The sequence below is a fragment of the Streptomyces sp. FXJ1.172 genome (assembly GCF_001636945.3).
Lineage (GTDB): Bacteria > Actinomycetota > Actinomycetes > Streptomycetales > Streptomycetaceae > Streptomyces.
The window spans coordinates 1,927,446-1,949,359 of sequence record NZ_CP119133.2 but is presented as its reverse complement, the minus strand read 5'-3'; the positions used below and the strand labels follow the sequence as shown (position 1 = coordinate 1,949,359).

Annotated in this window: 20 protein-coding genes; 16 read left to right on the top strand and 4 right to left on the bottom strand. The window is 72.6% G+C overall.

Going from position 1 to position 21,914, the window contains the following annotated elements; all coding sequences use genetic code 11:
* The first annotated feature begins 25 nt into the window (after window positions 1-25).
* The 4 genes from dxs (at window position 26) to A6P39_RS08725 (ending at window position 4,159) form a co-directional block, all read left to right on the top strand.
* Window positions 26-1,924: a 1-deoxy-D-xylulose-5-phosphate synthase gene (gene dxs / locus A6P39_RS08740; RefSeq protein ID WP_067053831.1), complete on the top strand. Its 1,899-nt coding sequence runs from the start codon at window positions 26-28 to the stop codon at window positions 1,922-1,924.
* Entirely contained in the window at window positions 1,921-3,306 is a 1,386-nt protein-coding gene (locus A6P39_RS08735; RefSeq protein WP_067053829.1) for an aspartate aminotransferase family protein, read from the top strand. The genes dxs and A6P39_RS08735 overlap by 4 nt, the downstream gene beginning before the upstream one ends.
* A gap of 110 nt (window positions 3,307-3,416) precedes the next feature.
* Window positions 3,417-4,040, top strand: a complete 624-nt coding sequence (locus A6P39_RS08730) for a helix-turn-helix domain-containing protein (RefSeq protein WP_067053827.1) — start codon at window positions 3,417-3,419, stop codon at window positions 4,038-4,040.
* On the top strand, window positions 4,037-4,159 hold the full coding sequence (locus A6P39_RS08725; RefSeq protein ID WP_067053825.1) for a DUF6126 family protein: 123 nt from the start codon (window positions 4,037-4,039) through the stop codon (window positions 4,157-4,159). The genes A6P39_RS08730 and A6P39_RS08725 overlap by 4 nt, the downstream gene beginning before the upstream one ends.
* A gap of 99 nt (window positions 4,160-4,258) precedes the next feature.
* Here A6P39_RS08725 and A6P39_RS08720 read toward each other — a convergent pair whose 3' ends face one another.
* Window positions 4,259-5,056: a tyrosine-protein phosphatase gene (locus A6P39_RS08720; protein ID WP_067053823.1), complete on the bottom strand. Its 798-nt coding sequence runs from the start codon at window positions 5,054-5,056 to the stop codon at window positions 4,259-4,261.
* A gap of 171 nt (window positions 5,057-5,227) precedes the next feature.
* Between A6P39_RS08720 and A6P39_RS08715 the strand changes: the two genes are divergently transcribed.
* Together A6P39_RS08715 and A6P39_RS08710 are read left to right on the top strand one after the other, a co-directional pair.
* Window positions 5,228-7,300 (top strand): alpha-galactosidase, encoded by a 2,073-nt coding sequence (locus A6P39_RS08715; protein WP_067053821.1) that lies wholly within the window; start codon window positions 5,228-5,230, stop codon window positions 7,298-7,300.
* Window positions 7,301-7,528: 228 nt separating this feature from the next.
* Window positions 7,529-8,314 carry an SGNH/GDSL hydrolase family protein gene (locus A6P39_RS08710; RefSeq protein WP_067053819.1) on the top strand — a complete coding sequence of 262 codons (786 nt, stop codon included), beginning with the start codon at window positions 7,529-7,531 and terminating at the stop codon, window positions 8,312-8,314.
* A gap of 291 nt (window positions 8,315-8,605) precedes the next feature.
* Here the strand turns inward: A6P39_RS08710 and A6P39_RS08705 are convergent, their stop codons facing one another.
* Together A6P39_RS08705 and A6P39_RS08700 are read right to left on the bottom strand one after the other, a co-directional pair.
* Window positions 8,606-9,226, bottom strand: a complete 621-nt coding sequence (locus A6P39_RS08705; RefSeq protein WP_199840982.1) for a TetR/AcrR family transcriptional regulator — start codon at window positions 9,224-9,226, stop codon at window positions 8,606-8,608.
* Between the two features lie 149 nt (window positions 9,227-9,375).
* Window positions 9,376-10,560, bottom strand: a complete 1,185-nt coding sequence (locus A6P39_RS08700; protein ID WP_067053814.1) for a Glu/Leu/Phe/Val dehydrogenase dimerization domain-containing protein — start codon at window positions 10,558-10,560, stop codon at window positions 9,376-9,378.
* Between the two features lie 293 nt (window positions 10,561-10,853).
* Between A6P39_RS08700 and A6P39_RS08695 the strand changes: the two genes are divergently transcribed.
* The 10 genes from A6P39_RS08695 to A6P39_RS08650 all read left to right on the top strand — a co-directional run bounded on the left by A6P39_RS08695 (window position 10,854) and on the right by A6P39_RS08650 (window position 20,886).
* The gene (locus tag A6P39_RS08695) at window positions 10,854-12,020 is read left to right on the top strand and encodes an MBL fold metallo-hydrolase (RefSeq protein ID WP_067053812.1); all 1,167 of its coding nucleotides are present in this window, start codon (window positions 10,854-10,856) and stop codon (window positions 12,018-12,020) included.
* Window positions 12,021-12,556: 536 nt separating this feature from the next.
* Window positions 12,557-14,749: an ATP-binding protein gene (locus A6P39_RS08690; RefSeq protein WP_107304498.1), complete on the top strand. Its 2,193-nt coding sequence runs from the start codon at window positions 12,557-12,559 to the stop codon at window positions 14,747-14,749.
* Window positions 14,750-14,849: 100 nt separating this feature from the next.
* Window positions 14,850-15,284 (top strand): roadblock/LC7 domain-containing protein, encoded by a 435-nt coding sequence (locus tag A6P39_RS08685; RefSeq protein ID WP_067053810.1) that lies wholly within the window; start codon window positions 14,850-14,852, stop codon window positions 15,282-15,284.
* Between the two features lie 2 nt (window positions 15,285-15,286).
* Window positions 15,287-15,658, top strand: coding sequence for a DUF742 domain-containing protein (locus A6P39_RS08680; RefSeq protein ID WP_067053808.1), 372 nt, complete (start codon window positions 15,287-15,289; stop codon window positions 15,656-15,658).
* Window positions 15,636-16,235: a GTP-binding protein gene (locus A6P39_RS08675; protein ID WP_067053806.1), complete on the top strand. Its 600-nt coding sequence runs from the start codon at window positions 15,636-15,638 to the stop codon at window positions 16,233-16,235. The genes A6P39_RS08680 and A6P39_RS08675 overlap by 23 nt, the downstream gene beginning before the upstream one ends.
* A 127-nt stretch (window positions 16,236-16,362) precedes the next feature.
* Window positions 16,363-16,938 (top strand): GAF domain-containing protein, encoded by a 576-nt coding sequence (locus tag A6P39_RS08670; protein ID WP_067053803.1) that lies wholly within the window; start codon window positions 16,363-16,365, stop codon window positions 16,936-16,938.
* Window positions 16,939-17,152: 214 nt separating this feature from the next.
* On the top strand, window positions 17,153-18,181 hold the full coding sequence (tdh, locus tag A6P39_RS08665) for an L-threonine 3-dehydrogenase (RefSeq protein WP_067053801.1): 1,029 nt from the start codon (window positions 17,153-17,155) through the stop codon (window positions 18,179-18,181).
* A gap of 53 nt (window positions 18,182-18,234) precedes the next feature.
* Window positions 18,235-19,428, top strand: coding sequence for a glycine C-acetyltransferase (locus A6P39_RS08660; protein ID WP_067053799.1), 1,194 nt, complete (start codon window positions 18,235-18,237; stop codon window positions 19,426-19,428).
* 30 nt (window positions 19,429-19,458) lie between these two features.
* A complete protein-coding gene (locus A6P39_RS08655) occupies window positions 19,459-20,364 on the top strand; it encodes a LysR family transcriptional regulator (RefSeq protein ID WP_067053797.1) in 906 nt (301 codons plus the stop codon).
* Window positions 20,365-20,526: 162 nt separating this feature from the next.
* A complete protein-coding gene (locus A6P39_RS08650; protein WP_067053795.1) occupies window positions 20,527-20,886 on the top strand; it encodes an MmcQ/YjbR family DNA-binding protein in 360 nt (119 codons plus the stop codon).
* 93 nt (window positions 20,887-20,979) lie between these two features.
* Here the strand turns inward: A6P39_RS08650 and A6P39_RS08645 are convergent, their stop codons facing one another.
* Window positions 20,980-21,900, bottom strand: coding sequence for a transketolase family protein (locus A6P39_RS08645; protein WP_067053793.1), 921 nt, complete (start codon window positions 21,898-21,900; stop codon window positions 20,980-20,982).
* Window positions 21,901-21,914: the final 14 nt, after the last annotated feature.

Genomic DNA, 21,914 nt, shown 5'->3' with positions numbered 1-21,914 from the left:
AGCACGGAGCGAGAGGGGGCCCAGCGTGACCGTTCTGGAGAACATCCGGGGACCACGCGACCTGAAGGCGCTGTCCGAGGCGGAACTCGGTGAACTGACCGACGAGATACGGGAGTTCCTGGTCCAGGCGGTATCGAGGACCGGCGGTCACCTCGGACCCAATCTGGGTGTGGTGGAACTGTCCGTCGCGCTGCACCGGGTCTTCGAGTCGCCGGCCGACCGCATCCTGTGGGACACCGGTCACCAGAGCTATGTGCACAAATTGCTGACGGGGCGTCAGGATTTTTCCAAATTGCGCGGCAAGGGCGGCCTGTCCGGATATCCCTCGCGTGCGGAGTCCGAGCACGACGTCATCGAGAACAGCCACGCCTCCACCGCGCTCGGCTGGGCCGACGGCCTCGCCAAGGCCCGCCGGGTGCTGGGGGAGAAGGGGCATGTGGTCGCGGTCATCGGCGACGGCGCGCTGACCGGCGGCATGGCCTGGGAGGCGCTGAACAACATCGCGGCCGCCAAGGACCGGCCGCTGATCATCGTCGTCAACGACAACGAGCGGTCCTACGCCCCCACCATCGGCGGCCTCGCCAACCATCTGGCGACCCTGCGCACCACCGACGGCTACGAGAAGGTCCTCGCCTGGGGCAAGGACGTCCTGCAGCGCACCCCGGTCGTCGGCAACACCATCTACGAGTCCCTGCACGGCGCGAAGAAGGGCTTCAAGGACGCCTTCGCCCCGCAGGGCATGTTCGAGGACCTGGGCCTGAAGTACGTCGGCCCGATCGACGGCCATGACATCAAGGCGGTCGAGTCGGCGCTGCGCCGCGCGAAGCGCTTCCACGGTCCGGTCCTGGTGCACTGCCTCACGGAGAAGGGCCGCGGCTACCAGCCCGCCCTCGCCCATGAGGAGGACCACTTCCACACCGTCGGCGTGATGGATCCGCTCACCTGCGAGCCGCTCGCGCCCGCGGGCGGTCCGTCCTGGACCTCGGTGTTCGGCGACGAGATCGTCCGGATCGGCGAGGAGCGCGACGACGTCGTCGCCATCACGGCGGCCATGCTGCACCCGGTGGGCCTCGGCAAGTTCGCCGAGCGCTTCCCCCACCGGGTGTGGGACGTGGGCATCGCCGAGCAGCACGCGGCCGTCTCCGCGGCCGGCCTCGCCACCGGCGGCCTGCACCCGGTCGTCGCGCTCTACGCCACCTTCCTCAACCGCGCCTTCGACCAGCTGCTGATGGACGTCGCCCTGCACCGCTGCGGGGTCACCTTCGTCCTGGACCGGGCCGGTGTCACCGGCGTCGACGGGGCCTCGCACAACGGCATGTGGGACATGTCCGTCCTCCAGGTCGTCCCCGGCCTCAGGATCGCCGCCCCGCGCGACGCGAGCCAGCTGAGCGCGCAGCTGCGCGAGGCCGTCGCCGTGGACGACGCACCCACCCTGATCCGCTTCCCGAAGGAGTCGGTCGGCCCCGACATCCCGGCGCTCGCCCACGTCGGCGGCATGGACGTCCTGCACCGCGGCGAGCGCCCCGAGGTGCTGCTGGTGGCCGTCGGCGTGATGGCGCCGGTGTGCCTGCAGGCCGCCGACCTGCTCCAGGCGCGCGGCACCGGCTGCACGGTGGTGGACCCCCGTTGGGTCAAGCCGGTCGATGCCGCGCTGCCCGGACTCGCGGCCGAGCACCGGCTGGTGGCCGTGGTCGAGGACAACAGCCGTGCGGCGGGCGTCGGTTCGGCCGTGGCCCTGGCCCTCGGTGACGCCGACGTGGATGTGCCGGTACGGCGGTTCGGCATCCCGGAGCAGTTCCTCGCCCACGCCAAACGCAGCGAGGTGCTGGCCGACATCGGACTCACGCCCGTCGAGATCGCCGGGCGGATCAGCGCGAGCCTGGCCGCCGGGGACGCGGGCGGCCCAGCCAAGGAGAAGGAATGAGCACGGAGTTCGACCTCGGCACGCTGCTCGCCGAGCGCGGAGCCGAACGCTACGAGCTGCACACGAAGTACCTCAACCCGCAGCTTGCGCGCATGCTGCACACCATCGGCTTCGACAAGGTCTACGAGCGGGCCGAGGGCGCCCACTTCTTCGACGCGGACGGCAACGACTACCTGGACATGCTCGCCGGCTTCGGCGTGATGGGCCTCGGCCGCCATCACCCTGTCGTCCGCAAGGCGCTGCACGACGTGCTCGACCTCGACCTCGCCGACCTCACCCGCTTCGACTGCCAGCCGCTGCCCGGCCTGCTCGCCGAGCGGCTGCTCGTGCACAGCCCGCACCTGGACCGGGTGTTCTTCGGCAACAGCGGCACCGAGGCCGTCGAGACGGCCCTGAAGTTCGCCCGCTACGCCACCGGAAAGCCCCGCGTCCTGTACTGCGACCACGCCTTCCACGGTCTGACCACGGGCTCCCTCTCCGTCAACGGGGAGGACGGCTTCCGTGACGGCTTCGCCCCGCTGCTGCCCGACACCGCCATTCCCCTCGGTGATCTCGACGCCCTGGCACGGGAGTTGAAGAAGGGCGACGTGGCCGCCCTGATCGTGGAGCCGATCCAGGGCAAGGGCGTGCACGAGGCCCCGCCCGGCTATCTGCGCGCCGCCCAGGACCTGCTGCACCGGCACAAGGCGCTGCTCATCGCCGACGAGGTGCAGACCGGCCTCGGGCGCACCGGTGACTTCTACGCCTACCAGCACGAGGACGGTGTGGAGCCGGACCTGGTGTGCGTGGCCAAGGCGCTCTCCGGCGGCTACGTCCCCGTCGGGGCGACCCTCGGCAAGGACTGGATCTTCAAGAAGGTCTACTCGTCCATGGACCGTGTGCTGGTCCACTCGGCGAGCTTCGGCTCGGGCGCCCAGGCGATGGCTTGCGGTCTCGCGGTGCTGTCGGTCATGGAGAACGAGCAGATCGTCGCCGGGGTGCGTACCACCGGCGAACTGCTGAAGTCGCGGCTGGCCGCGCTGATCGGCAAGTATGAGCTGCTCGCCGATGTGCGCGGCCGGGGCCTGATGATCGGCATCGAGTTCGGCAAGCCGTCCTCGCTGAAGCTGCGCGGCCGCTGGACCATGCTCCAGGCGGCCCGCAAGGGGCTGTTCGCGCAGATGGTGGTCGTACCGCTGCTGCAGCGGCACCGGATCCTCACCCAGGTCTCCGGCGACCACCTGGAGGTGATCAAGCTGATCCCGCCGCTGATCATCGACGAGGCGGACGTCGACCGCTTCGTGGACGCCTTCACCGCGGTCATGGACGACGCGCACAGCGGCGGCGGCCTGATGTGGGACTTCGGCAAGACCCTGATCAAGCAGGCGGTGGCGGGCCGCTGAACGTCGTGGTGCCTGGTACAGCACCACGAAGGGGGAGGGGCGGGAGGGGCGGGATTTGCCCCTGAGGCAAAGAAATTGCCGCTGGGGCAAAGCTGGGGCTGAATGGACGTATGAACGCCTCAGACGCCGTACCGCCGGCGGAGCCGGGCGACGCATTGCCCGTGGTCGCGCCGCAGCTGCGTGCGCTGCGCCGGCGCGCCGGCCTCACACTGGAGGCCGCGGCCCGCACCGCCGGGCTCTCGCCCGCCCATCTGTCCCGGCTGGAGACCGGGCAGCGTCAGCCGTCGCTGCCGATGCTGCTCGCGCTCGCACGCATCTACGGTACGACGGTTTCCGAACTGCTCGGTGAGACGGTCGCCGACCGGGACGCGATCGTGCGGGCCGGTGACATGGAGCCGACCCGGGCGGGCGGCTGGACCTACTTCCAGGCCGGGGCGCCCGGCCGTGGCATGCAGGCCCTGCGCGTACGGGCGCCGTACGGGGCGCAGGGCGACATCGTCCGCGTCCACCCCGGCGAGGAATGGCTCTACGTCCTCAAGGGCCGCCTGCGCCTGCGTCTCGGCGACGCCGTGCACCTGCTCGCGCCCGGCGACAGCGCCCACTTCGACTCGCTCACCCCGCACCGGCTCGCCGCCGAGGACCAGGACGGCGTCGAGCTGCTGTTCGTCCACACCCTGCTGCAGAGCCCCACGACCGCCCTGTGCCTGGGGCCGCTGACCGGAGAACTGCCATGAGCAATTTCGAGACGAAATTCCCCCGTTCCCTGTGGATCCGCCTGATCATCTACATCGCCGTCGGCCACGTCCTGGCCGCGTTCCTCTACCTGCTGTTCGCGATCGGCGGCAAGGGCTGACCCGGCCCGCGGGCGTCGGACCATGAGCGGACGTCCCGGACCTGCGCGCCGCCTGGAGCGTGAGGCGGGGGACCTCCTGGCCGGGCCGGGTGTGCGCGGTCAGTCCAGCAGGCGCTCGCGCAGGCGGTCCCGGTCCGCGGGGGTGAGGCCGAGGCCCTGCTGCAGGTAGGGGTCGACGCCGCCCCAGTTCTCCTCGATGCTCTCGAAGGCCGCATCGAGGTATTCGGCACGGGCGTCGAAGAGCGGGCTGAGCAGCTCCATCACCTCGGGGGTGTACGCGCTCTCCGCGCTGCCGCTGCGGCGGACCCGGTAGCGGCGGTGCTTGGCGTTGGACTCCAGGTAGTCGGCGACGATCGCCTCGCGCTCCACGCCGAGGGCGAGAAGCGTCACGGCTATGGAGATGCCCGCGCGGTCCTTGCCCGCGGCGCAGTGCATCAGCGCGGGCACGCTGTCCTCGACGAGCGCGCGCAGCACCCGGGAGTGCTCGGCGGTGCGCTCCTTGACGATCTTCCGGTACGAGGCGACCATCCGGGCCGCCCCCTTGCCGTCGGCGAGGATCCCGCGCAGCTGACCGATGTCGCCGTCGCGGACCATCGTCCAGAACTCGGCGCCGTCCGCCGGGTCGCTCAGCGGCAGGTTCACATTCCGCACGCCGGGCAGCGCGACGTCCGGGCCCTCCAGCTTCTGGTCGGCCGCGTTGCGGAAGTCGAAGATCGTGTGCAGGCCCAGGGAGGCGAGGAAGGCCGCGTCGTCCTCGGTCGCGTGCGCGAGGTGCCCGCTGCGGAACAGCACTCCGTGGCGCACCCGGCGCCCGTCCACGGCCGGCAGTCCTCCGACGTCACGGAAATTGCGCACACCGGCCAGCTCCGGCTCGGTCGACGGGACCTGCTGCGTCACGGGGGCTCCTCCTGGTCGGACCCCGCCGTCTCGGCTCGTCGGCGGGCGCTCTGTCGACCATACGACATCGGTTTCCCCGGGCAAGGAGTTGTCCACAGGCATTGTCACCAGGGCCGGGGAACTCGATGATGTTGGCACTTGAGTGGATCTGTTGAAACCTGTGAGGTATCTGTGGTGGACATCGCCGAAGACGGTCGTACCTGGCTCCTCTCGGGGCCCACCAGCAGCTATGCCCTGCATCTGACCGATGCGGACGAGCTGCTCCACCTCCACTGGGGGCCACGGATCGCCCTCGAGGACGCCGAGGCCCTGGCGCGGGACCCGCTGCCCGGCTACTGGCCCTTCGAATCCCCGCTCGACGGCCGCGAGGAGTACCCCGTCGAGGGCGGCCCCCGCTTCGTCCGCCCCGCCCTGTCCCTGCGCACCGAGGAGCGCCGCGGCACCGAGTGGCGCTTCGACTCGTACACGACGCAGGACGGCGAACTGCGGCTGCGTTTCGACGACGACGGGATCGCCATCACCCTGCACTACCGGATGCGCGGCGACGTCGTCGAGCGCTGGGCCGCTGTGGAGAACGGCGGGCACGCGCGCGTGGAGCTGCTGCGCGCCGACGCGGCCACCTGGACCCTGCCCGACCGGGACGGCTGGCGGCTGTCCCAGCTGCACGGCCGCTGGGCCGCCGAGTCCCGGCTCGCCACCGCACCGCTCACCTACGGCGAGAAGGTCATCGGCAGCCGCCGCGGCCACACCGGCCACCAGCACCTGCCCTGGGTGGCTCTCGACACCGACGCCACCGAGGAGCGCGGCGAGGTCTACGGCTGCGCGCTCGGCTGGTCCGGCTCCTGGCGGATCGCGGTCGCCCAACTCCCGGACGCGCGCGTGCAGATCACGGGCGGCGCCGGCTGCGACGACTCGGGCCTGCTGCTCCTGCAGCCGGGGGAGTCGTACACCACCCCCGTCTTCGCGGGTCTGTGGAGCGACGGCGGCTTCGGCGGCGCGAGCCGCACCTGGCACGCCTACCAGCGCGCGTACGTCGTCCCGGACGCGGACCGGGACCGGCCGGTGCTGTTCAACTCCTGGGAGGCGACGAACTTCGACATCTCCGAGGAGCAGCAGCTGGCGCTCGCCCGCCGGGCCGCCGGGATCGGGGTCGAGCTGTTCGTGGTGGACGACGGCTGGTTCGGCACCCGTACCAGCGACCGCGCGGGGCTCGGCGACTGGACCCCCAATCCCGACCGCTTCCCGCAGGGCCTGGGGCCCCTCGCCGACCAGGTGCACGGCCTGGGCATGCAGTTCGGCATCTGGGTCGAGCCGGAGATGGTCAACCCGGACAGCGAGCTGTACCGCGCGCACCCGGACTGGGTGCAGTACCAGGCGGGACGCAAGCGGACGGAACTGCGCAACCAGCTGGTGCTCAACCTCGCCCGCGAGGACGTCCAGCAGTATCTGTGGGAACAGCTCGACACCCTGCTGTCCAGCGCCCCGATCGACTACGTGAAATGGGACTTCAACCGCTGCTTCACCGACGCGGGCTGGCCCGGCGAGCCGTACCCGCAGCGGCTGTGGGTGGACCACGTCCGCGCCCTGTACGCCCTGCTGGACCGGCTGCGCGCGGCGCACCCCCAGGTCGCCTTCGAGTCCTGCTCGGGCGGGGGCGGGCGGATCGACCTCGGGGTGCTCGGCCGCACCGACCAGGTGTGGACCTCCGACAACACCGACCCGCTCGACCGGCTCGCCATCCAGCACGGCTTCAGCCAGATCCATCCCGCGCGCGTGATGGCCGCATGGGTCACCGACAGCCCGAACACCCAGCTCAACGGACGCGTCAGCACACTGCGGTTCCGGTTCGTCAGCGCCATGGCGGGCGTGCTCGGCGTCGGCGGCGACCTCACCGAGTGGAGCGACGGGGAACTGGCCGAGGCCCGGCGCTGGGTGGATCTGTACAAGGAGATCCGCCCCGTGGTCCAGCACGGCGAGCTGTACCGGCTGCGGCCCCCGGCCGGCGGCCTGAGTGCCGTGCAGTACGTCCGGGGTGAGCAGGCCGTGGTCCTCGCCTGGCTCCAGGCGCAGAGCCACGGCGAGCCGGCGCCGGCGCTGCGGCTGCGCGGGCTCGACGCGACGGCATCGTACGAATGCCGTGACACCGGCGAAGTGCACCGTGGGGCCGTCCTGTTGCACCACGGGCTGCGCACCGGGCTCAAGGGCGACCTGGATGCGACGGTTCTCCGGCTGCGGCGCATCTGAGCCTCCCGGCCCGCAGCGCCCCGGCGCGCCACCGGCCGAGGTCCGGTTCCGGCACCGGCTCGACCGGCCGTTCAACGCGCCTGGGGACCGGCTTATTCCAGGATCGCGCACTATTTAGGAGTGGCTCATCTCACCGTTCGTCAACCCCTGCCTACGGTCGCGTAGGTCACATCCGAAGGTGAATCATGGTCCGCTGTGGCAGACGATTCGAAGAATGACAACAGATCAGTGATCGGGTCGTACGTGGCGGTGGGGGACAGCTTCACCGAGGGCGTCGGCGACCCCGGGCCCGACGGGGCGTTCGTGGGCTGGGCCGACCGGTTCGCGGTACTGCTCGCCGACCGGCGGCCCGAGGGCGACTTCAACTACACCAATCTCGCGGTCCGCGGGAAGCTGCTCGACCAGATCGTGGAGGACCAGCTCCCGCAGGCCGTCGAACTGGCCCCGGACCTGGTCTCCTTCTGCGCGGGCGGCAACGACATCATCCGCCCGGGCACCGACCCGGACGAGGTGGCCGAGCGCTTCGAGCGGGCCGTGGCCCGGCTGACCGAGGCCGTGGGCACGGTCATGGTGACGACCGGCTTCGACACGCGGGGCGTCCCCGTCCTCAAGCATCTGCGTGGCAAGATCGCCACGTACAACGGGCATGTGCGCGCCATCGCCGACCGGTACGGCTGCCCGGTGCTGGACCTGTGGTCCCTGAAGTCCGTGCAGGACCGAAGGGCATGGGACAGCGACCGGCTCCACCTCTCTCCCGAGGGGCACACGCGCGTGGCGCTGCGGGCCGGCCAGGTTCTCGGCCTCGAGACCCCGGCCGACCCGGAGCAGCCATGGCCGCCGCTGCCGCCCCGGGGCACCCTGGACATCCGCCGCGACGACGTCCACTGGGCGCGTGAGTACCTGGTCCCGTGGATCGGCCGCCGGCTGCGCGGCGAGTCCTCCGGCGACCATGTGACGGCGAAGGGCGCCCTGTCCCCGGACGACATCAAGCACCGCATCGCCTCGGTGGCCTGACACCGCCACCGTTCACGTCCCCGCCCGGCGGGCACGGGGCGCGTGCGTGCCGTACGGCTCCGGGGCGCCGCGAAACAAGGCCCGCGGCTGCCCTTGTCCCGCGCTCCTGCGGGGACGGGGGCAGCCGCGGCGGCGCACGCACCGTGCGGGCCGTCGCGGGAACCCGGTTGCGGCCTGCGGCCCCGTGCGCGGCGGGGCTCAGGGAGCCGGGCGTCGAACCGGGCGGCCCGGTCCGCAAGGCGCCCCGCCCGCCCGGCTCGGCCGAGTCGTCCGGGCCGGTGCCCGTACGGCTCACCGCGCCCGCTCGGTCAACGCCTTCTCGTCCAGGCCCAGTTCACGGGCGAGGGTGTCGTCGACCCACTCCTGCGCCCGGCTGCGCGGCACCGCGCCCGGGTACGAGGTCAGCTGTACCGCCAGCCCGTCCAGCAGCGCGGTCAGCCGCAGTGCCGTACCGGCCGGGTCGGCGCACGCGAACTCGCCCGCGGCCACGCCCTCGGCGATCACCTCCGCGATCGCCGCCTTCCACTGCTCGTCCAGGTCCCGGGTGACGTTGCGCAGCGTGGGCTCGCGCAGGGACACGGCCCAGCCCTCGATCCACAGCCGCCAGCCCTTGGCCTGCCCGGTCGGCGCGTACCAGCGCACCGCGGACCGCAGCCGGCGCAGCGCGGACGTACGTCGCCCGAGCAGCTTGCGCAGATGCGCGAGATCGCCCTCGGCCGCGTGGGCGAACGCCGCGGCGACCAGCTTCTCCTTCGTCGAGAAGTGGTACAGCACCAGAGCGTTGCTCACCCCGAGCGCCGCGGCCACGTCGGCGATCCTGACCGCCGCCACGCCCCGCGCCTCGATCTGCCCGATGGCGGCCCGCAGCAGTTCCTCCCGCCGCTCGGCCACGCTCAACCGCACTCTTGCCACGCGGTCACCCTAATCCGTTGTCATGGGCAGCACCGAAGGGACCCGGTGTCCCCGGACCGTTCCGGCCGCCGGACCGCCGGGCCGCCGCGCGGTCGGTGCCGCTCCGTGGAGACGCTGTCAGACTTCTGCGGGCGGCTGTGCAGGGCCCGTCACCGGTACCACCCGAAGCGCTCCGCCATCACCGGCAGCCGGTCGGCCACCAGGGCGTGGGCGGCTTCGCGCGGGGTTGTGCCGTCGGCTTCCGCGCGGTCGAGCATCAGACCGGTCAGGGCGCGCATGGAGCGTCTGATGTGTGCGAACGCCTCGTCGGCTGCGGCGCCGATGTCGCCGAACAGCGTCCACCACCACCAGGCGTTCGTGGCGGAGTTGACGACCACGTCCGGCAGGACGGTCACCCCGCGCGCGGCCAGCAGCGCCTCCGCCTCCGGCAGGACCGGCATGTTGGCGGCCTCCACGATCCAGCGGGCGCCGATCCGCTCCTGGCCGGCGATGTCGATCGCGTACGACACGGCCGCCGGCACCAGGACCTCCGCGTCGGCGGACAGCCAGGCGTCGCCGGGCAGTTCGCGGTCGGCGGGACGCAGCACACGGCGGTCGACGGTGCCGTAGCCGTCCCGCGCGGCCAGCAGCGCCTCGACGTCGAGCCCCGCCGGATTGGCGATCGTGCCCTTGATGTCGGCGACGGCCACCACCGCGAGCCCCGCGCGCGCCAGGAACCGCGCGGTGGCCCCGCCCATCGTGCCGAGCCCCTGGACGGCCACCCGGGTGCCGGCGTACGGCACCGACGCCCGGTCCAGGGCCGTGAGCACCGACTCGGCGACCCCGCAGCCGCCGGCCAATTCGTGCAGGCCGATGCCGTCCACCTCGACGGCGAAGGCGTCCGCGAGCCGCTCGCGCGCCGCCGCCTCGTCGTCCAGCAGCGGATACACAGCCTGGATGGAGGAGACCAGACCGGCCTCGGCCGCCGCGCGGTCGACCAGGTCCTGGCTGAGGCCGAGATCCTCCCCCGTGGTCCAGAAGCTCTCGATGTACGGCCGCATGGCGTGCAGGTAGCGCACCAGGAGCCCGTACGCCTCCGGGGCCCGGGGATCGCAGTCGATGCCGCCCTTGGCGCCGCCGAGGGGGACGTAGCGGCCCTCAGGGTCGTAGTGCAGGGCCTCCTTCATCGTCATGCCGCGGGCGAGCCCGGCCACCTCCTCCAGGGTGCAGCCCGGGCGCATCCGCAGCCCGCCGCTGGCCACACCCCGCACCAGCCGGTCCACGACCAGGAAGCCCCGGCGGCCCGTGACGTGGTCGGTCCACACGAGCGACATCAGGGGCGCGGGGGCGGTCATGCGGTCTCCTCGGGTGCGGTGATCGGGGTGGGGCCGGGCCGCTCCGGGACGTCGGCGGGGGCGGGCAGGCCGGGGAGGGCGGCGCGGAGGGCGGCGCGCCGGGTAACCGGCGGGTCCCCCGGGACAGCAGTTACTGAACCGCGGGTCAGTATCCGGAGCCGGTCCGGGCCGTGTCAACGTGGTGAACCGAGGCCCGGCAGCGCTCTGCCGGTGCTTCCTGGTGCCCGGGGGCACCGGGTTGTCGGAGGGGCCGACCATAATGGAGGGCCTCACCCACTCCACCGGGAGGTACCGTGACCGGTCTGCGTTCCTCGAACTCCGGGCTCCGCGTGCTGCGGCCGGCGGCCTTCGGCGCGGACCCGGACGGCGAGCGCATGGCGCGCATCCGCCGCTCCCCGCACTTCAGGGACGGCGTGTTCCAGAATCCCGGCGGCACCGCGCGCACCCGGCCCTCCGGTTCCACGCTGGACTTCGCGAAGGTGTTCTTCGACAAGGAGACCCGGCCGCTGCGCGCCCCGAAGGGCAGTGTCCCGGTGCACCCCACGACCTTCGCCGACCTGGCCAAGCCGCCCGCCACGGGGCTGCGGCTGACGTGGATGGGGCACTCCAGCGTGCTGGCGGAGATCGAGGGCCGGCGGGTCCTGTTCGACCCGGTCTGGGGCGAGCGCTGCTCCCCGTTCCCGTTCGCCGGGCCGAGGCGGCTGCACCCCGTGCCGCTGCCGCTGGCCGCGCTCGGCGAGGTCGACGTGGTCGTGATCTCCCACGACCACTACGACCACCTGGACCTGCCCACGATCAAGGCGCTGGCCGGCATGGACACCCTGTTCGCCGTGCCGCTCGGCGTCGGCGCCCACCTCGAGCACTGGGGCGTCTCGCCGGACCGGTTGCGCGAGCTGGACTGGCACGAGTCCACGGAGGTCGGCGGACTCACGCTCACCGCCACCCCGGCCCGCCACTTCTGCGGCCGAGGCCTGCGCAACACGCAGCACACGCTCTGGGCGTCCTGGGTCGTCGCGGGCGAGGAACACCGGATCTACCACAGCGGCGACACCGGCTATTTCGAGGGCTTCAAGGACATCGGCGCCGCCCACGGCCCGTTCGACGCCACGATGATCCAGATCGGTGCGTACAGCGAGTTCTGGCCCGACATCCACATGCGGCCCGACGAGGGCCTGCGCGCCCACCTGGACCTGCAGGGCGGAGCACCGCACGGCGCGCTGCTGCCGATCCACTGGGGCACCTTCAACCTCGCTCCGCACCCCTGGGCCGAGCCGGGGGAGTGGACGAAGGAGGCGGCCGAGGAGGCCGGCCAGGCGGTGGCGCTGCCCCGGCCCGGCGAGCCCTTCGAGCCGGCGGGCAAGCTCCCGGCGGAGGCCTGGTGGCGCGCAGTCGCGGGCACCGAGCGCCGGACCTGGCGCTCGGTCGGCGCACTCGTGGCCGAGCCGCCCGCCCGGGGCTGACACCCCCGACGCCGACCGGCACCGCACGACCGGCACCGCAGGAGGGACCCACCGCGCTCCTCCTGCGCTGCCGTGCGCCCGCGTGCCGTCGGCGCGCACACGGCGCCGAGCGAAGCCCCCGCAACTCCCGCGCGCCGCACGGCAGTCCGGAACGGGCGGCGTACGCACAACCACCTCCCCGTCTCTCGCGCAGGTGACCGCCCCGGCCCGCGAGAGGTACGGCATCGCCTGCAGGGCTCGACCCCAGGCCAAAGTCGCCACTCTCCGTAATCGCGCTGGGGGTGCCGTCCATCCTGCCCGGACCGGTCCGACTGGTTATCGGTCTGTCGTACGAGGCTTCATACCAGAGCGGGACGCTCCCTGGGGGACTTTGTCAACTGCCCACCGCACATGATGCTGAGGCAACTACTGTGAGTGTCCGTCGGCGGCGTATGGCCGGATTCTTCCGGCTGCGTCGGCCGATTCCGCGATGACGCATGCCCGCCTCGCGCACCCCGCGAGGACAGGCCCGACGGACCAGTACGAGGACGCAAGCGATGTCTCACCTCCGAGCACCGGCCACCCGCGCCGACCGCCGGGAGGGCGGCCGGCACGGGCGGCCGGTCGCCCGAACCGCTCCCGCACTGCCCGAAACGCACATACGGCCCCAGCTCATGCGGCTCGCCGTACTGCCGCCCCTCGCGGTCGCGCTCAGCGCCACCGCCGCGGTCCTGTTCAGCGTCCGCTCCACCGGTGCCCGCACGGGCCCCACCCTGTGGGCAGTGCTCGCCGGAGCGGTCACCGTGGCCGTGGCCGGCATCCTCATCGCCGCCGTGGCCGCCGACCGCGCCGCCCGCGCGGTCTCCGACCGCGTCGACGCGCTGCGCCGTGCCGCCGCGCGCGGCGAGGCCGACCTGCACGCCCTCGTCGACGCGCTGCGCCAGGGCGAGACGCCGCCGCAGCGGTCCTCGCGCCGTCGGCCGCCCGAGGACGCCGACGACTTCGAGCTGCTCGCCGCCGACCTCGCCCGGGCGCACGACGGCGCCGTCACCGCCGTCGTACGCGCCGCCCAGCTCTCCAGCCACACGGGCAGCGAGCAGAAGCTCGAGGTCTTCGTCAACCTCGCGCGCCGGCTCCAGTCCCTGGTGCACCGGGAGATCTCGATCCTCGACGAGCTGGAGAACGAGATCGAGGACCCCGACCTGCTCAAGGGCCTGTTCCACGTGGACCACCTGGCCACCCGCATCCGACGGCACGCGGAGAACCTCGCCGTGCTCGGCGGCGCGGTCTCCCGGCGGCAGTGGAGCAACCCGGTCAGCATGACCGAGGTGCTGCGCTCCGCCATCGCCGAGGTCGAGCAGTACTCGCGGGTCAAACTGGTGCCGCCGATCGACGGCGAACTGCGCGGCCACGCCGTCGCCGACGTCATCCACCTGCTCGCCGAACTCATCGAGAACGCCTCGGTGTTCTCCGCCCCGCAGACCCAGGTGCTGCTGCGCGCGGGCCTCGTCACCTCCGGGCTCGCCGTGGAGGTCGAGGACCGCGGACTCGGCATGCCCGTCGGCGAGCAGAACCGGATGAACGCCCTGCTCGCCGACCCCGACCAGGTCAACGTCGCCAGCCTGCTGGCCGACGGCCGCATCGGGCTCTACGTCGTCTCCCAGCTCGCCCGCCGGCACGGCATCCATGTGCGCCTGCAGTCCAACATCTACGGCGGTGTGCAGGCCGTACTCGTCGTCCCGCAGGCGCTGTTGGGCACGGCGGCGGGGACACCCGGCGAGTCGGCCGGGGCCGGTGCACCGCAGCCGCGGGAGGCGGCCGGCACCGGAGCGCCCTCGCCCCGGACAGGACCGCAGGGGCAGGCGCCGGCAGCCTCGCCGACCGCGTACTCGCCGGCCCCCTCACCGGTGCCGGACGGCTGGCCGGGGGAGGGGCCCGGACCCGTCCCCCGGACCGGGACCGGGCAGACCTCGGGTACCGGGCAAGCCCCCGGTACGGGGCAGGTAACCGCTACGGGTACCGGACAGGCTCCCGGTACCGGGCAGACCTCCGGCGCCGGGCGTCGGCGGCACGCCCAGCACGCGACCGGTCGGTACGGGGCCGACGGCCCTTCCGGGGAGAGCGGTTGCGAGCGGTCCGGCGCCGGCGCCGGACCGGTGCGGCCCGGTGGCGAGCCCGTCGGGAGCGGGCGCGGCGCGGGTGCGCCGGCGCCGCTGCCCGTGCGCGGCGCCCGGCAGGACCGGCCCACCCCCGCCGCGGCCGTGCCCGGCATCAGCGCCGGGGACCGGCCGGCGGTCGAGGCGCACACGGGCATCCTGCCCACCCCGCGCACCGGCACCGTGCGTGGCACCATGGGCAAGCCCCAACTGCCCCGCCGCCGCGCCCAGGAGCACCTCGTGCCTCAGCTGCGCGGCGGCCCGGCACCCCGCCAGGACACCGACACCGTCGCAGGTCACGACCCGGGACTGATGGCGGCCTTCCAGCGCGGCTTCGGACTCGCCGAAACGCAGCAGCACATGGAACACACGGAACACATGGAACGTATGGCGGCCGTGACCATGGAGTCCGGACCCATGGAGTCCGCACCCATGGTGGTCGTACCCATGGAGCCGGCACCCATGGAGTCCGCACCCATGAACGGCCCTGACCATCTGGAGCCGGCCCCCATACCCCAAGGGCGTGCCCATACGCCCGGATTCGACGGTGCCGCCGGCGCCGGCCGGCCCGACGGGAGCGCTCCGGCCGGCTGACCCGCGCACCGCAGCCACCCCGCCACCCCCTGCACCACACGTCCCGTTCCCAACCCCCAGCGCTCCCGCAGACCTTCGTACCCCAAGGAGTCGATCCACCATGGCGAGCGATGCGCCGACCGCCCATGCATCCGACCTCGACTGGCTGCTGAGCGGCCTTGTGCAGCGCGTACCGCACACCACGAGCGCGGTGCTCCTGTCCTGCGACGGGCTGGTGAAGTCCGTACACGGCCTCGACATCGACAGCGCCGACCACATGGCGGCGCTGGCCTCCGGCCTGTACTCGCTCGGCCGCAGCGCGGGCGTCCGGTTCGGCGACGGCGGGGACGTCCGCCAGGTCGTCGTCGAACTCGACTCGACCCTGCTGTTCGTCACCACCGCGGGCTCCGGCACCTGTCTCGCCGTGCTCGCGGGCCGCGAGGCCGACGCCGCCGTGCTCGGCTACGAGATGGCGATGCTCGTCAAGAGCGTGCGCCCCTACCTGGTGACCGCGCCCCGCCAGCACCCCGTCGACTCCGCGGCGACGAGGCCTTGAGCGTGGCGGCAGCCGGCGACGGGCCCTGGCTGGACGACGCAGCCGGACGGCTCGTGCGCCCGTTCACGGTCAGCAACGGACGGACCGAGCCCAGCGTCGCCCTCGACCTGATGTCGCAGGTGATGGCCACCGGCGTCACCCCGCTCGGCTACCTCGGCCCCGAGCACGCCCAGGCGCTGGACCTGTGCCGCGCGCCCGTCTCGGTCGCCGAGGTCGCCGCGCATCTGAAGCTGCCCGCGGTGGTCACCAAGGTGCTGCTCTCGGACCTCGTCGACTGCGGGGCACTGACCACCAAGCCCCCCGTCTTCCACCACACACCCACTGACCGGTCTCTGCTGGAGGCAGTGCTCGATGGACTACGACGACAGCTCTGACCCGTTCCCGACCGCGCTGAAGATCCTTGTGGCGGGCGGGTTCGGGGTCGGCAAGACGACCTTTGTGGGCGCGGTCAGCGAGATCGCCCCGCTCAGTACGGAGGAGCTGCTCACCACGGTCAGCGTCGGAACGGACAGTCTCGACGGCATCGAGAACAAGATGGAGACCACGGTCGCCATGGACTTCGGCCGGATCACCCTCGATCCGGAGCATGTGCTGTACCTGTTCGGCACACCGGGGCAGGAGCGGTTCTGGTTCATGTGGGACGAGCTGTCCGAGGGCGCGCTCGGCGCGGTGATCCTCGCCGACACCCGGCGCCTGGAGGACTGCTTCGCGGCCGTGGACTTCTTCGAGGAGCGCGGGCTCGGCTTCATCATCGCCATCAACGAGTTCGACGGCTCCTACCGCTACGACCCCGAAGAGGTCCGCGCCGCCATCGACCTCGACCCGCAGATCCCCGTCGTCCGCTGCGACGCGCGGATCTCCAGCTCCAGCGTGCAGACCCTGCTGACCCTCGTCCGCCACCTCCTCGCCCACGCTCCGGCGACCGCGCCGAGCCATGGCGCCCACATGTGATCACGTCCTATTGCCCACGGAGTTCCTATATGAGGTACGCCCACAGCGCCGAAGCCCCGCCAGGAGTTCAGGAAACCGCGCCAGCCATGACGGCAGTACGGCGAGGAGCACGGCCCGGAGCCCGGTCATGAGCTACGAGCCACCCCGGCCGGTCCGGGGTCTGCTGCTCACCCCCGAGGACAGAGAAGCCCCCGCCCGGGTCGACCGGCTGCGCCGCCTCGGGCTGGCGGAGCGCCCCGATCCCGCGCTCGACGCCTTCGCCGGCCATCTCGCCCAGCTCACCGGCGCGCCGTACGCCATGGTCAACTTCATCGGCGAGGAGCACCAGTTCTTCGCCGGTCTGAGCGCCCCCGCCGTCGCGCCGGTCGTCCGCGAGGACGGCAGCAGAGCCGAGATCGGCCGGGTACTGCCCCGCGACCACGGGTTCTGCCCCCATGTGGTGGTCCGCCACAAGGCGCTGGTCCTGGAGGACGTCCGCGACTACCCGCGCTTCGCCGGCAACCCGGTGGTCGACGCCTACGGCATCCGCTCCTACCTGGGCGCCCCGCTCATCGACAGCTCCGGCATGGCGCTCGGCACCGTGTCCGCGGCCGACACCGAGCCCCGCGTCTGGGGGAGGGCGGGCCTGGAGACCATCAAGGCGCTCGCCGCCGACCTCGTCGTACGCCTCGAGCGGAGCGCCGAGGACGGGCTGCCGCTCTGACCCCGGTGGACTGCGACGGGCCGGCTTCGGGCCCCGGCCGGCGGGCGGGAGATCCCGGAGGCGTGAAGGAAAGCTGAGGCGGCGGTTAAGAAAAGCTCGATGGACCCACGGCCCGCGCGTACGGCAGATTGCAGGGTGATTCCACCCCTCTGACCCGGTGCGGGCGCCTTCGGCATGCCCGCGGGCCGGGATCTCACGCACAGGAGCCGCATTCGTGAAGGCGCTGGTCAAGCAGAAGGCGGAGCCGGGACTCTGGCTGACGGACGTCCCGGAGCCCGAGATCGGCCCCGGTGACGTACTGATCAAGGTGATGCGGACCGGTATCTGCGGTACCGACCTGCACATCCGGGCCTGGGACGGCTGGGCGCAGCAGGCGATCCGCACCCCGCTGACGCTCGGGCACGAGTTCGTCGGGCAGGTCGTCGAGACGGGCCGGGACGTGACCGACATCCGCAGGGGGGACCGGGTCAGCGGCGAGGGCCACCTGGTGTGCGGCAAGTGCCGCAACTGCCTGGCCGGCCGCCGCCACCTGTGCCGGGCCACCATCGGCCTCGGCGTGGGCCGCGACGGCGCGTTCGCCGAGTACGTCGCCCTGCCCGCGAGCAACGTGTGGGTGCACCGCGTCCCCGTCGACCTCGATGTCGCCGCGATCTTCGACCCGTTCGGCAACGCCGTGCACACCGCGCTGTCCTTCCCGCTGGTCGGCGAGGACGTGCTGATCACCGGCGCCGGCCCGATCGGCCTGATGGCCGCCGCCGTCGCCCGGCACGCGGGCGCCCGCAACGTCGTCGTCACCGACGTCAGCGAGGAACGCCTGGAGCTGGCCCGCAAGATCGGTGTGAGCCTCGCCCTGAACGTCGCCGAGTCCACGATCGCCGACGGCCAGCGCGAACTGGGGCTGCGCGAGGGCTTCGACATCGGCCTGGAGATGTCCGGCCGCCCCGAGGCCATGCGGGACATGATCGCCAACATGACGCACGGCGGCCGTATCGCCATGCTCGGCCTGCCCGCGCAGGAGTTCCCGGTCGACTGGGCCCGGATCGTCACCTCGATGATCACCATCAAGGGCATCTACGGCCGCGAGATGTTCGAGACCTGGTACGCGATGTCGGTGCTGCTGGAGGGCGGACTGGACCTCGCCCCCGTGATCACCGGCCGGTACGGCTACCGCGACTTCGAGGCGGCCTTCGCCGACGCCGCGAGCGGCAAGGGCGGCAAGGTCATCCTGGACTGGACCGCCTGAGTCGCAGAACGCGCAACTCCCTCACCCCGTCAGCACTTTCAGGAGCCCTCCTCATGTTCGAAACCGTCCGCGACGACCTGCGCGCCACCCTCGACGAGATCCGCGCCGCCGGACTGCACAAGCCCGAGCGGGTCATCGGCACCCCGCAGTCCGCGACCGTCGCCGTCACCGCCGGCGGCCGTCCCGGAGAGGTCCTCAACTTCTGCGCCAACAACTACCTCGGTCTCGCCGACCACCCCGAGGTGATCGCCGCCGCCCACGAGGCCCTCGACCGCTGGGGCTACGGCATGGCCTCCGTGCGCTTCATCTGCGGCACCCAGGAGGTCCACAAGGAACTGGAGGCGCGCCTTTCGTCCTTCCTCGGCCAGGAGGACATGATCCTGTACTCCTCCTGCTTCGACGCCAACGGCGGTGTCTTCGAGACGCTGCTCGGCGAGGAGGACGCGGTGATCTCCGACGCCCTCAACCACGCCTCCATCATCGACGGCATCCGCCTGTCCAAGGCCCGCCGCTACCGCTACGCCAACCGCGACCTCGCCGACCTGGAGGCGAAGCTGAAGGAGGCGTCCGAGGCGCGGCGCCGGCTGATCGTCACCGACGGCGTCTTCTCCATGGACGGCTACGTCGCCCCGCTGCGCGAGATCTGCGACCTCGCCGACCGCTACGACGCGATGGTCATGGTCGACGACTCGCACGCCGTCGGCTTCGTCGGCCCCACCGGCCGCGGCACCCCCGAGCTGCACGGTGTCATGGACCGCGTCGACATCATCACCGGCACCCTCGGCAAGGCCCTCGGCGGCGCCTCCGGCGGCTACGTCGCCGCCCGCGCGGAGATCGTCGCCCTGCTGCGCCAGCGCTCCCGTCCGTACCTGTTCTCCAACACCCTGGCCCCGGTGATCGCCGCGGCCTCCCTGAAGGTCCTCGACCTGCTGGAGTCGGCGGACGACCTGCGCGTGCGACTGAACGAGAACACCGCCCTGTTCCGCCGCCGGATGACCGAGGAGGGCTTCGACATCCTCCCCGGCGACCACGCGATCGCGCCCGTGATGATCGGTGACGCGGCCGAGGCGGGCCGCATGGCCGAACTGCTGCTGGAGCGCGGCGTGTACGTGATCGGCTTCTCCTACCCGGTCGTCCCGCAGGGCCAGGCCCGTATCCGCGTCCAGCTGTCCGCCGCGCACTCCACGGACGACGTCAACCGCGCGGTGGACGCGTTCGTCGCCGCCCGCGCCGAGCTGGCGGCCTGACCAGGGCCGACGCCCTGGGATAATGGATCCATGATCGAGGCACGGCGGCTCCACATCCTCCGCGCGGTGGCCGACCACCGCACGGTCACCGCGGCGGCCGCCGCGCTCTATCTCACCCCCTCCGCGGTCTCCCAGCAACTGGCGGCCCTGGAGCAGGAGACCGGCCACCGGCTGGTCGAGCGCAGCGCCAAGGGGGTACGGCTCACCCCGGCGGGCGAGATCCTCCTCGGCCACACCAACGCCGTCCTCGCCCAGCTGGAGCGGGCCGAGGCGGAACTCGCGGCCTACGGCTCGGGCGAGGCGGGCACGGTCACCGTGGCCGCCTTCGCGACCGGCATCGCCCAGGTCGTGGCCCCGGCCGTGGCCCGGCTCGCGGACAGGGCGCCCGGCATACGGATCAGGGTCCAGGACGCGGAGGGCGACGCGAGCCTGCCGATGGTGCTGGACCGGCAGGTCGACGTCGCGGTCGCCGTCGAGTACCGGGGCGCCCCGCCCGCCGACGACCCCCGGCTCACCCATGTCCCGCTCTACGCCGAGCCGTTCGACGCCGTCGTACCCGTCGGGCACCGCCTCGCGGACACCGCCGAGGTGCCCCTCGCCGACCTGGCCAAGGACTCCTGGATCGGTCCGTACCCCGGCAACCCCTGCCATGACGTGGTCGTCCTCGCCTGCGAGAGCGCCGGTTTCCAGCCCCGTCTGGAGCACTCCTCCGACGACTTCCGCGCCGTCGTGGCCCTCGCCTCGGCCGGTGCGGGCGTGGCCCTCGTACCGCGCTCGGCCCTGAACGGCATGGATCTGACCGGGGTGATCGTCCGCCCCGTCGACGGAGTGGCCCCGACCCGCCGCGTCTTCGCCGCCGTACGGCGCGGAGCCGAGGGGCACCCGTTGATCCGCCCGGTGCTGGAGGCGCTGGGCCGGGCGGCACAGGAGACATGAGACCTCCGCAACGCGACCGTCCGGCGCAGCGGGGCCGGCCGGCCGACGCGCCATGCCTGCCCCCATCACCTTCTTCGTGGCCTCTTCGGCGGTGGTCGCACGACTCTCTGCTGCACACGGCGCGCAGGCCGGCTGTCAGTGGCAGGAGCTACGGTGCGTTGCATGCCGGACGCTGAAGACGTACGCCGTATCGCCCTGTCCCTGCCGGACACCACGGAGAAGACCGCCTGGAGCATGCCCACGTTCCGGGTGGCCGGGAAGATGTTCGCGACCCTGCCCGAGGACGAGACGTCCATCGCCGTGCGCTGCCCCAAGGAGGAGCGCGACGAACTGGTCCTGGCCGAGCCGGAGAAGTTCTGGATCGCCGGCCACGAGGCCCAGTTCGCCTGGGTGAGAGCGAGACTCTCGGCGCTGGAGGACGAGGACGAACTGCGCGACATCCTCGCCGACTCCTGGCGCCAGGCCGCCCCGCCCCGACTCCTGGACGCCTACCCCGAGTTGGGCCACCCGGCGGCCGGGTGAAAATTCCCGGTGCCCGCGGGCCAGGGGCGGCATGATCCCGCGCAGCCTGGTGCGGGCCGGGCCGAAGGCGCCCGCGCACTGACACCTGCGTGATCACACGTGGACGGCGGCCCGCCCCGCCCCCACGAACGCGCCGATCCGCTCCCGCAGGCCGTGCGCGTCCAGCCCGTGCGCGGCCACGTGCTCCTCGACCGTCCCGTAGCGGCGCAGCTCCCGGCGCCCCACGCCCAGGCCCAGCACCCGGTGCGGCGCGTCGGACAGGGCCTCGCTCACCGCGGCCGCAGAGGTGCCCGCGAGGTACGGCTCGACCAGGACGACGTCGCTGCCCGCCGTCTGAGTGGCCCGGCGCAGCCCCGCCGCGTCGAAGGGCCGTACGGTCGTCGCGTACAGCACGGTCATGTCCAGCCCCTCCGTCGCGGCGAGGACGGCGTCCAGCACCGGACCCACGGCGACGACAACACCTCGGCGGCCCTCGCGGACCGTGACGAAGTGCCGTCCGTCGATCACCCGGCCCCGCCCGTTGGACTGTACGGACAGCCGGACGTACACCTTGTCGTCGCCCGCGGCGACCGCGTGGTGCAGCAGGGTCTCGGCCTCGTCCGGGTGCCCGGGCACATGGACGGTCCAGCCGTCCAGGGTGTCCAGGAGCGCCACGTCCCCGGGGGACATGTGCGTGTAGCCGCCCGCCGGCCAGTCGAACGAGGCCGCCGCGCTGACCAGCACCGCACCCGCGTCCTGGTGGCCCAGGTCCAGCTTGACCTGCTCGAAGGGCCGCTCCACGAGGAAGCTGGCGAAGGTGTGCACGACGGGCCGCAGCCCGGTCAGCGCCAGCCCGGCCGCCGCCCCGACCAGCAACTGCTCCCGGATGCCGATGTTGATCACCCGGTCGGGGTGCCGGGCCATGGCCTCGCGGAAGCCGTCCTTGCCGATCTCGGCGAGGACGACGGCGACGCGCGGGTCCTCGTCCAGCATCCGGGAGACGACGGGGGCGAAACGGTCACGCATGGTTTCCATGAGGGAGTGCCTTT

Excerpts from the sequence above, each read along its gene's own strand:
- A6P39_RS08735 (WP_067053829.1), top strand. The coding sequence starts at position 1,921 with ATGAGCACGGAGTTCGACCTCGGCACGCTGCTCGCCGAGCGCGGAGCC.
- A6P39_RS08730 (WP_067053827.1), top strand. The coding sequence starts at position 3,417 with ATGAACGCCTCAGACGCCGTACCGCCGGCGGAGCCGGGCGACGCATTG.
- A6P39_RS08725 (WP_067053825.1), top strand. The coding sequence starts at position 4,037 with ATGAGCAATTTCGAGACGAAATTCCCCCGTTCCCTGTGGATCCGCCTG.
- A6P39_RS08700 (WP_067053814.1), bottom strand. The coding sequence starts at position 10,560 with ATGACCGCCCCCGCGCCCCTGATGTCGCTCGTGTGGACCGACCACGTC.
- A6P39_RS08690 (WP_107304498.1), top strand. The coding sequence starts at position 12,557 with ATGTCTCACCTCCGAGCACCGGCCACCCGCGCCGACCGCCGGGAGGGC.
- A6P39_RS08685 (WP_067053810.1), top strand. The coding sequence starts at position 14,850 with ATGGCGAGCGATGCGCCGACCGCCCATGCATCCGACCTCGACTGGCTG.
- A6P39_RS08675 (WP_067053806.1), top strand. The coding sequence starts at position 15,636 with ATGGACTACGACGACAGCTCTGACCCGTTCCCGACCGCGCTGAAGATC.
- A6P39_RS08670 (WP_067053803.1), top strand. The coding sequence starts at position 16,363 with ATGAGCTACGAGCCACCCCGGCCGGTCCGGGGTCTGCTGCTCACCCCC.
- A6P39_RS08660 (WP_067053799.1), top strand. The coding sequence starts at position 18,235 with ATGTTCGAAACCGTCCGCGACGACCTGCGCGCCACCCTCGACGAGATC.
- A6P39_RS08655 (WP_067053797.1), top strand. The coding sequence starts at position 19,459 with ATGATCGAGGCACGGCGGCTCCACATCCTCCGCGCGGTGGCCGACCAC.
- A6P39_RS08650 (WP_067053795.1), top strand. The coding sequence starts at position 20,527 with ATGCCGGACGCTGAAGACGTACGCCGTATCGCCCTGTCCCTGCCGGAC.
- A6P39_RS08645 (WP_067053793.1), bottom strand. The coding sequence starts at position 21,900 with ATGGAAACCATGCGTGACCGTTTCGCCCCCGTCGTCTCCCGGATGCTG.